The sequence below is a fragment of the Actinomadura geliboluensis genome (assembly GCF_005889745.1).
Lineage (GTDB): Bacteria > Actinomycetota > Actinomycetes > Streptosporangiales > Streptosporangiaceae > Spirillospora > Spirillospora geliboluensis.
Genome location: NZ_VCKZ01000675.1, coordinates 1 through 2461 on the forward strand (window position 1 = coordinate 1; position 2461 = coordinate 2461).

2 protein-coding genes and 1 pseudogene are annotated in these 2461 nt (G+C 72.8%); 1 reads left to right on the top strand and 2 read right to left on the bottom strand.

Going from position 1 to position 2461, the window contains the following annotated elements; all coding sequences use genetic code 11:
* Positions 1–713, bottom strand: a pseudogene (locus ETD96_RS43365) (hypothetical protein); the annotation flags it as partial.
* Between the two features lie 89 nt (positions 714–802).
* On the bottom strand, positions 803–1324 hold the full coding sequence (locus ETD96_RS43370; RefSeq protein WP_138642286.1) for a gamma carbonic anhydrase family protein: 522 nt from the start codon (positions 1322–1324) through the stop codon (positions 803–805).
* A 280-nt stretch (positions 1325–1604) separates the two neighbouring features.
* On the opposite strand from ETD96_RS43370, the gene ETD96_RS43375 reads away from it, so the two are divergent.
* Positions 1605–2441 (top strand): DivIVA domain-containing protein, encoded by an 837-nt coding sequence (locus ETD96_RS43375; protein ID WP_138642287.1) that lies wholly within the window; start codon positions 1605–1607, stop codon positions 2439–2441.
* Positions 2442–2461: the final 20 nt, after the last annotated feature.

The window sequence follows — 2461 nt, forward strand, 5'->3', positions numbered from 1 at the left end:
GCCCCGCACGGGCCCTGGTGGCAGACGCCCGACGACCCGCCCGCGAGCATCAACCCCACCGCGACGCTCGCCGGGATGCTCCACCGGGCCGGATCAGGCTTCCAGAGGTCGAGCATCTGCGCGTCGAGCCGCGCGTCGAACGCCGGGGCGGCCGAGCACCACAGCATCACGCCCCACGCGGCCGCGACGGTCGAGGGCGTCTCGCCGGTGAAGTCGGGCCACCAGTGCGGGTAGTCGGGGGCGGCGAGCGTGGCGGCGGACTCGACGGTCGACCGCACGCGCGAAGTCAGGTCCGTCGCGAACCCGTGCCCGACGAACGGCAGCCCCTTGGGCGGGTCGTAGCCGAAGTCGGGCCCGGCCGGGACGACGTGCGGCGGCAGGTTCGGCACCTGCCCGGCGCCCTGCTGCGCGGGCCTGGCCGCCATCCGGACGGCGGGCGTGCGGGGCGGCGGGCACAGGTACCACTGGCCGTCGGACGGGTGCAGCCGGTACCAGCGGGCCCACGCGCCGAACAGCCACCACGTCCCGTCGGGGAGCACGAGCATGCGGCCGCCGATGGCGTGGTGGCGCTGCTGCGGGGGCGCCGACGGCCACCACGCGGCGGCCACCATCGCCCGCGTGTCGCGCTCCGCCTCCGTGAACGGATCCTGCCCCCGCTGCGGGCTGGGCGGCGGAGCGCTGCCATAGCCCGGTCCCCACACCACGATGGTCATCGTAGTCAGCAGAACCCGCCCGGCGGGTTCCTGACCGGCGCGGAAGCGGCGTCGCCGCAGGTCAGCGCGAGATCAAGGGGGGCTTGACGTCACTGCCACTCGGCGGCGCGGTGCCGCTCGGCCTTCTCCATGTAGACCGTGGGCGTGTGCTCCAGGACGAGCCGGTCGTCGTCGGTCAGCTCCCGGACGATCTTGCCCGGCGTCCCGGCGACCAGCACCCCGGCCGGGATCTTCTTGCCGGGCGGCACCAGCGCGCCGGCCGCGATCAGCGTGCCGGCCCCGATGCGGGCGCCGTTCAGCACGATCGCGCCGATCCCGATGAGCGCGCCGGTCTCGACGTGGGCGCCGTGCACCATCGCCTTGTGGCCGAGGCTGACCCGGTCTTCCAGGACGGCGGGCATCCCCGGGTCGCAGTGCAGGCAGCTGAGGTCCTGGATGTTGCACTCGTCGCCGACGACGATCTCCTCGTCCTCGGCGCGCAGCACCGAGCCGTACCAGACGCTGGACGCGCGGCCCAGCGTCACCCGCCCGACGACGACCGCGCCGGGCGCGACCCACGCCGACGGGTCGATCTTCGGCCGGTCCGCGCCCAACGCTCCCAGGTAGCTCATGGCCGCCGATGCTAGGACGCGGCCCGCCCCGCCCGGGGACCGGGGGGCATCGGATTTGACCGGATTGGATAGTTTGTCGAGCCTGTCGGCAAGAAGAAACGGCAGCAAGAAGCGTGTTCCGGTTGCGCGAAAGGGGTGGACCGGACAAGAGTCGTCCTGACGTATCCGTGCGTCCGTGTGGTACGTCCGTATCCTGTGGGCCCGCTCAGGCGGGTGAGGCTTGTTATCGCGTCCGACCCTGACGGGGTGATGACCCCCGCCAACGACCCCCCAAGGCACCATGAGCAACGAAGCCGAGATCCTGCCCAACCTCCTCCAAGACGAGTCGTTCGAGATCGTCATGCGCGGCTACAACCGCCGCCAGGTCGACGACTACATCGCCCGCGCCCAGCAGAAGCACCGCGAACTGGAGGCGCGCCTCGCCCGCGCCCAGGACGACGGTGAGCGCCTCCGCCGCGAGATGGCCGAACTCAGGGAGGCGCGCAAGCCCACCGGCGACGACCTGAGCGACCGCCTCCGCCAGATCATCAACCTGGCCGAGGACGAGGCCCAGGACAAGGTCGCCCAGGCCGAGGCCAAGGGCGCCGAGATCCGCGAGGACGCCGAGCACGAGTCCAAGCGCATCATCGACGAGGCGCGCGCGCACGCCGACAAGAACCTCGCCCAGGCGCAGGAGAAGGCCGACCACGTGCTCGCCTCCGCCAAGAAGGAGTCGGAGAGCGTCCTGTCGTCGGCGAAGCAGGAGGCCGAGCAGACGGTGACGAGCGCGCGGCTGGAGGCCGAGCGCACCCTCACCGCGTCCGAGCGCCGCGCCAGCGTGATCAACGAGGGCGCCACGCAGCGGCTCACCGCGCTCACCAAGAACCACACGCAGGCCCTGCAGCGGCTCACCGAGATCAGCGACACGCTGCACCGGCTGCTGACCGCCGAGAACGAGGCCGGCCCGCTGGAGAAGATGGTCGAGGACGCCGTCCGGCAGAGCAGCCCGCGCAAGCAGGCCCCGCCGGCGCAGCCCGCGCCCGCCGCCAAGCCGGCGCCGGTCGCGACGGCCAAGCCGGCCACGGCTCCGGCGCCCGCGTCGCCGAAGCCCGCGTCGGCCCCCGCCCCTGATTCTTAAATACATCTCCCAGCCCACGA